Raw genomic sequence first — 6002 nt, 5'->3', positions numbered from 1 at the left:
CGCAATCCGCCGAGAAGCTCGCCAAGCGCGGCGCTGCCGGAGCCGACCGCACCGGCGACACCCAGCACCTCGCCGCGACGGATGGTGAGATCAATCGGCGCCATGCCCGCACAAGCAGCCTGCGAGAGTTGGATCAATGCCTCGTCCTCCGGGCAACCGTCGCGCTCGGGATAGAATTCCGTCAGCGTCCGGCCGAGCATGGCATCGAGCACCGTGGCCCGGTCGACCTCCGCCATCTCGGCATGCAGGGTCACCTGCCCGTCCCGCAGAACGGTGATGCGGTCGGCAACTTCGAAGACCTCTTCCATGTAGTGCGACACGAAGACGACCGTGTAGCCGGCATCCCTGAGGCGCTTCATCGTCGCCAGCACGGGCGTCACTTCCTTTTGCGTGAGGGACGCCGTCGGCTCGTCGAAAAGGATGATCTTGGGTGACCGGCTGAGGCATTTGACGATCTCGACGACCTGCTGTTCGGCGACGCTGAGGTCGGCCACCGGCTTGGCGAGATCGATATGCGGAAAGCCGAGATCGGCGAGGAAACGATCGGCCTCTCGCCGGATCTGGCGCGACTGGATGAGGCCAAGGCGCGTCGGCTCGCGCCCGATTGCGATGTTCGAATAGCCGGAGAGATGCGGAAAAAGGCTGAGTTCCTGAAAGATTAGACCGATTCCGGCCCGTGCCGCATCCAGTGGATTTGTAAACGAGACCGGAATCTCGTCGAGCAGGATGAAACCCTCGCTCGGCTGCTGCGCACCACCCAGAGTCTTGAGCAGCGTGCTTTTGCCGGAACCGTTCTCGCCCGCCAACGCGTGGATCGTGCCTGGCTGGATGTCGATGCTCACGTCGTCAAGCGCGGTCACGGCGCCGAAGCGCATCGTCAGATTGCGCGCGCTGATCATGATGGCGTTCCCGTCGAATGCTGCTCCGATGGCGGTGGCACGCAGGATGCGCGGACAATCAGACGGGTCGGCAGAACGATGTGTTCCGGCTCCTTGTCCATCGTGCCCCCGAGGCGCCTGAGCAGCAGTCGGGCCGCCGTCGCCCCCTGCTCTTCCGACGGTCGGTCGATCACGGTGAGCGGAGGGTCCAACAGCGGACCAAGATCCAGATCATCGAAGCCGATGACCGAGATCTCGCGCCCGATCGCGACCTTGAGGTCCTTGAGTGTTTTGAGTGCGCCGATGGTCATGGAGTTGTTCGCGCAGAACACTGCCGTCGGCCGGTCGGCAAGCTGCATCAGCCTGTGCATCGCATCCTGTCCCCCCGATTCCTTGAAGTTGGAGAATTGGACGAAGTCACCCGGCGGGAAGACGCCGCGCCGGTTGAGCTCGTCCATGAATCCTTTGTAGCGAACCCGGCCGGGCGTGTTGGAGAGAGGGCCGCTGATGATGGCGATCCGGCTATGGCCGAGTTCGCAGAGATGGCGCGCGGCCGACCGCGCGCCGCCACCATTGTCCACGAGAACGCTGTCGAAGCTCTTGTCGGAGAGTTCACGGTCGACGAGGACGATCGGCATCCCCTGTTCGCGGACATGGGTTGGAGCATCTTCCTGCTCCACGGCCGGTGCCAGGATGATGCCATCGACGCGATGCATCACCTCGTCAAGAACTGCGTCCTCGACGGCACTCTGCTCATCCGTGTTGCAGAGAAAAACCCGGTAAGGCGTATCCCTGAAGACCGATTCCACGCCCTTGGCGAGGGACGAGAAATAAGGGTTGACGATGTCGGGCACGATCATGGCGACAGCATAGTGAATGCCGGACCGCAGGCTGCGCGCCGCCAAGGTGGGGCGATAACCCAGCCTGTCGATCGCCGCCTTTATCGCATCTGCCGAGCGGACCTGGTCGCCACGCAAGAAACGGGAAACGGTTGCCGTCGAGACGCCGGCAACTCTTGCCACGTTGTTGATGGTGGCGGCCTGCAGGCCGCTCGTTCCCCCTACTGATATCGTTTTCATTAGCAAAAAGTATTTCTCTAGTCTCGCCTTGAGTCAAGGAAAGATCGGCCGATGCATCATCATTTCTTTGAACGGCGTGAAGATTCGAAAACAGTCGGCTTAAGAGAAGTGGCGGACACGCCTGTGCTTTCGGCAAGTCGCCGCCTGATGTCGGAGGCTCAGCGACGGCGTTGAGCCGGATGGCGATCCTGCTCTGGAGAGGCGCAAGCCCGGACGGTGCGCTTGGCACGCATGCGGCACGCGCGCTCGCTCCGAGAAAGCGGCGCGCGGGGTCCGTGGTGTTGGAATTGCCGGGGAGCGACGCTACGGCCGCCCCTTCTATCGCTTGAAGATTGTGGCACCCTGCTGAATCATCACGGCAATCATGATGATGATTCCCATGAAGACCTGCTGCGTGTAACCGGGCACGCTCGCAAGGTTCATGATATTGCCGATGATGCCAAGAACGAGGGCACCGAGCAGCGCGTTGAAGACGCCGCCGCGGCCGCCCATGAGACTGGCGCCGCCGATGACGACGGCCGCGATCACCTGCAATTCGGCGCCCACGCCCACAGTGGCGGAACCAACGCCCGCACGGCCTGTCGAAATAACCCCGGCCAGGGCGGCAAGGGCACCAGAAATCACATAGACGGCAACGACATAGCGTGGGACGACGACGCCCGAGAGCCGCACCGCCTCCGGATTGGAACCGATCGCCTTGATCAGTCTCCCGAACTTGGTGAAGTTCAGGACAACGCCACCAACGATGAAGACGGCGAACATCAGGATCACCGGCTGGGGCAGGCCGAAGAGAAAGCCGTTCGCGAAATTCGCGATCGCCTGGCCGCTATCGCTCAACATGATCGGCTGGCCATCCGACAGGATGAAGGCGATGCCGCGTGCCATGGTCATCACGGCAAGCGTCATCACGAAGGGAGGCAGGCGCAGATAGGCGATGGTGAGGCCGGCGACCAGACCGCTGGCACAGCCGGCGAGGATCACAACCCCGATCGAGGTGGCGGGGGAAAGCGAGGCGACCATCATGGCCGAGACGACGCTGCCGAGCGCCGAGACCGAGCCCACGGACAGGTCGATGCCGCGGGTCAGGATGACGAAGAGCATGCCGACCGACATGATCCCGACACCGGATGTCTGCTGCAGGAGATTGGTGAGATTGCGATAGGTCAGAAAGGCGGAGGATTGGGTGGTCGCGCCGACCACGATGATGATGAAGATGATCAGCGTGCCCCACCGCTGCAGAAAGCCAGAGACGTTCCGGCCCTCCCGGCGGCGCGGCGCGGTCGCCACGGCATTGGGCACGCTCGCGGTCGTGTCTGGCATGGTCAGTGGATCCGTTCCGGCTCGGCCGAGCGGCCGATGGCGAGTGAGAGGAGATTTTCTTCCGAATAGGCGTCCTGCTGCAATTCGCCGCGCAATTGGCCTTCGCCCATGACCATCACCCTGTCGCAGAGGCCGAACAGTTCCTGGTGTTCGGAGGAAATGACGAGAACAGCCATGCCCTCATCGGCCAATTGCCGGATCAGGGCATAGATTTCAGCCTTGGCGCCGACATCCACCCCGCGCGTCGGCTCATCGAGGATGACGATGCGGCCGCCGAGATGGAACCATTTGGCGAGGACCACCTTTTGTTGGTTGCCACCGGAAAGACTACCGACCGGCGCGCCGGCATGGGCCATCTTCACACGCAATTCGCCGGTCAGACGATCAGTGATCCGGCGTTCCTCCCGCGGGCGCAGGAAGCCGGCGGTGACCACGGAGGCAAGACGGGCCAGCGTCATATTGACGCGGATAGGGAGTTCCAGGATCAGTCCTTCGCCTTTCCGATCCTCCGGGACCAAAGCGATACCGGCGTCCACGGCATCGCGCGGGATGCGGATGTGTGTTTCGCGTCCGCCGACGAAGATGCGCCCGCTTTCGCGCGTATCCGCGCCGAAGATCAGGCGCGCGACCTCCGTCCGGCCTGACCCCACCAGGCCCCCGAGCCCGACGATTTCGCGGGCGCGGATGGAGAAGCTGACATCGCGCACATGCCGTCCGCGACACAGCCCCTCCACCCGCAGCATTTCGTCTCCGGGGGGACGGTGGGAGGGCGTGCCGAACATCGCGTTGATCGGTCTGCCGACCATCAGCCTGATGATGCCATCAACATCCATTTCCGCCGGCGTCACGGTGGTGACCCGGCCACCGTCCTTGAGCACGGTGATGCGGTCCGAGATGCGCATCACCTCATCCAGCCGGTGGGAAATATAGACCACGGCGACGCCCGCCTCCCGCAATCCTTCCACGATGCGCAGCAGCTGCTCCGCGTCGCGCGCCGGCAGCACGGCCGTCGGCTCGTCGAAGACGATCACCCGCGCGTGGCGGGTCAGAGCCTTGGCGATTTCGACGACCTGTTGATGCGCCAGGGCAAGCGAGCCCACCGGCACGGCGGGATCGATGTCGAAGCCGAGCTTCGCGATTGCCGCCCGCGCATCCCGGCGCAGGCGGCCCCAGGAAATACCCAGGGGCAGTTCGCCGAGGAAGATGTTTTCTGCAACCGACAGATCGGGGGCGAGGGCGAGTTCCTGGTAGATCATGGCAATCCCGGCGGCGAGCGCCGCCGTCGGGCTGCGGAACCGGTGCGCCACTCCGTCGACCGTGATCGCGCCCCGGTCGCTCATGATCCGGCCACTCAACACGCTCATCAGCGTTGATTTGCCGGCGCCGTTCTCACCGACCAGAGCATGCACCTCGCCGGCGCGGATGGAGAAATCCACGCCGCGCAGGGCGACAGCACCACCGAACTGCTTCGCGATATCCCGCATTTCGATCAGGTCGGCCATCAATACTCCTGTTGTGACAAATATCAGAACAAGATCAGGCGCATATCAGCTCAGAACACCGCGTCAGGCTTGTAGTATTGGGCAACATTCTGCTTGGTGATCACTTCTGGCGTCGTGTAGTCGACCTTCGGGAAATCGGCCGGCAGCGTGCCCTTCCAGGCCTTGTAGGCCACGTTGACGGCCGTGGTCGCGACCAGCGCGGGGTCGTTCAGCCCGGTCGCGCCATACTCGCCGTCCTGGATCAGCTTCAAGGCCTCCTTCTGCCCGTCCGCGGCGGCAACAAGCAGCACGTTGTTCAATCGCTTCGCCTGGATCAGCGCATTGCGGGCACCCAGCACCATGCTGTCATTCTCGCCGAGCACGACATTGATGTCGGGATGCGCGGTCAGCAGATCCTCCATGGCATTGAGGCCACCTTCCTGCGTCCATCCGCCCCAGCCCTGGCCGACCACTTCCCAGTCGATCTTGGCATGCTGCCTCAGCTGCGCCTCGCTCAAGCCGCGGAACACGCCTTCCCGGCGCTCCAGCCCGGCGGCGCTGCCCTGCTGGCCGGAGAGCAGGGCGATCTTCATCTTCTTGCCTTCCATCCGCTTGGCGAGCCAGGCGCCGACCAGTTCGCCGTTCTGCTGGTTGGAGGACTGCACGAGCGTCACGACTTTGGCCGACGGATCGATCGTGTTGTCCATGGCCACCACCTTCACACCCGCCGCGGTCGCCGCATTGGCAGCCGGCACCAGGCCTTTCGGGTCGCGCGGATTGAGGATGAGAATATTGATCCCCTTCGCCACCATGTCCTGGACGTCGGAGATTTCCTTCTGCATGTCGTCCTGCCCGTCGGTCGACGTGACCTTGCAGCCCAGGGCCTGCGCCGCCTTGGTCGCGGCCTTCTGCTGGGCGGCGAAGTAGGGTGCCGACAGCGTATACATGGCGATGCCGACATAGCAGCCGTCCGCTGCCTGAGCCGGACTTTGGGAGACGGCGATGCAGGCAATTGCCGCAGCAGTCGCGGCGAGCGTCTTTCCGAACATTATGCTTCCACCCTGTTATGGCGCCGCTTGAGCGGCATTCGTTTTTTAGGCTTTGGCGATACGGCCGATGCGCAGAAGCGGGGGTCGCTTAAACATCACATAGGATCGTATGATACTCAGATGTGAAATTGCTATTGAGCCGCTCCCCGCGTGTCAAGCGGTTCCTGCGAGCCGCGCGCAGATCGCTTCTGCACA

The 6002-nt window shown here is 63.3% G+C and carries 5 protein-coding genes; all 5 read right to left on the bottom strand.

Annotation, left to right across the window (positions count from 1 at the left end; translation table 11 throughout):
* Positions 1-899: ATP-binding cassette domain-containing protein (locus VL752_RS19075; protein ID WP_325357677.1), on the bottom strand; the 899-nt coding region annotated here is incomplete at its 3' end.
* Positions 896-1957, bottom strand: coding sequence for a LacI family DNA-binding transcriptional regulator (locus tag VL752_RS19070; RefSeq protein ID WP_325357675.1), 1062 nt, complete (start codon positions 1955-1957; stop codon positions 896-898). The genes VL752_RS19070 and VL752_RS19075, both read right to left, overlap by 4 nt.
* A 318-nt stretch (positions 1958-2275) precedes the next feature.
* Positions 2276-3277 (bottom strand): ABC transporter permease, encoded by a 1002-nt coding sequence (locus VL752_RS19065; RefSeq protein WP_325357674.1) that lies wholly within the window; start codon positions 3275-3277, stop codon positions 2276-2278.
* A 2-nt stretch (positions 3278-3279) separates the two neighbouring features.
* The gene (locus tag VL752_RS19060) at positions 3280-4779 is read right to left on the bottom strand and encodes a sugar ABC transporter ATP-binding protein (RefSeq protein WP_325357672.1); all 1500 of its coding nucleotides are present in this window, start codon (positions 4777-4779) and stop codon (positions 3280-3282) included.
* Positions 4780-4829: 50 nt separating this feature from the next.
* Positions 4830-5807, bottom strand: coding sequence for a substrate-binding domain-containing protein (locus VL752_RS19055; protein WP_325357670.1), 978 nt, complete (start codon positions 5805-5807; stop codon positions 4830-4832).
* Positions 5808-6002: the final 195 nt, after the last annotated feature.

Source organism: Acidisoma sp., assembly GCF_035492295.1.
In the GTDB taxonomy this organism is placed as follows: Bacteria; Pseudomonadota; Alphaproteobacteria; order Acetobacterales; family Acetobacteraceae; genus Acidisoma.
The sequence above is the reverse complement of the archived record's forward strand: the minus strand, read 5'-3'. Positions and strand labels throughout refer to the sequence as shown.

What these genes read in the sequence shown, in the direction of transcription:
- VL752_RS19055 (WP_325357670.1), bottom strand. Translation starts at nt 5,807, where the DNA reads ATGTTCGGAAAGACGCTCGCCGCGACTGCTGCGGCAATTGCCTGCATC.
- VL752_RS19060 (WP_325357672.1), bottom strand. Translation starts at nt 4,779, where the DNA reads ATGGCCGACCTGATCGAAATGCGGGATATCGCGAAGCAGTTCGGTGGT.
- VL752_RS19065 (WP_325357674.1), bottom strand. Translation starts at nt 3,277, where the DNA reads ATGCCAGACACGACCGCGAGCGTGCCCAATGCCGTGGCGACCGCGCCG.
- VL752_RS19070 (WP_325357675.1), bottom strand. Translation starts at nt 1,957, where the DNA reads ATGAAAACGATATCAGTAGGGGGAACGAGCGGCCTGCAGGCCGCCACC.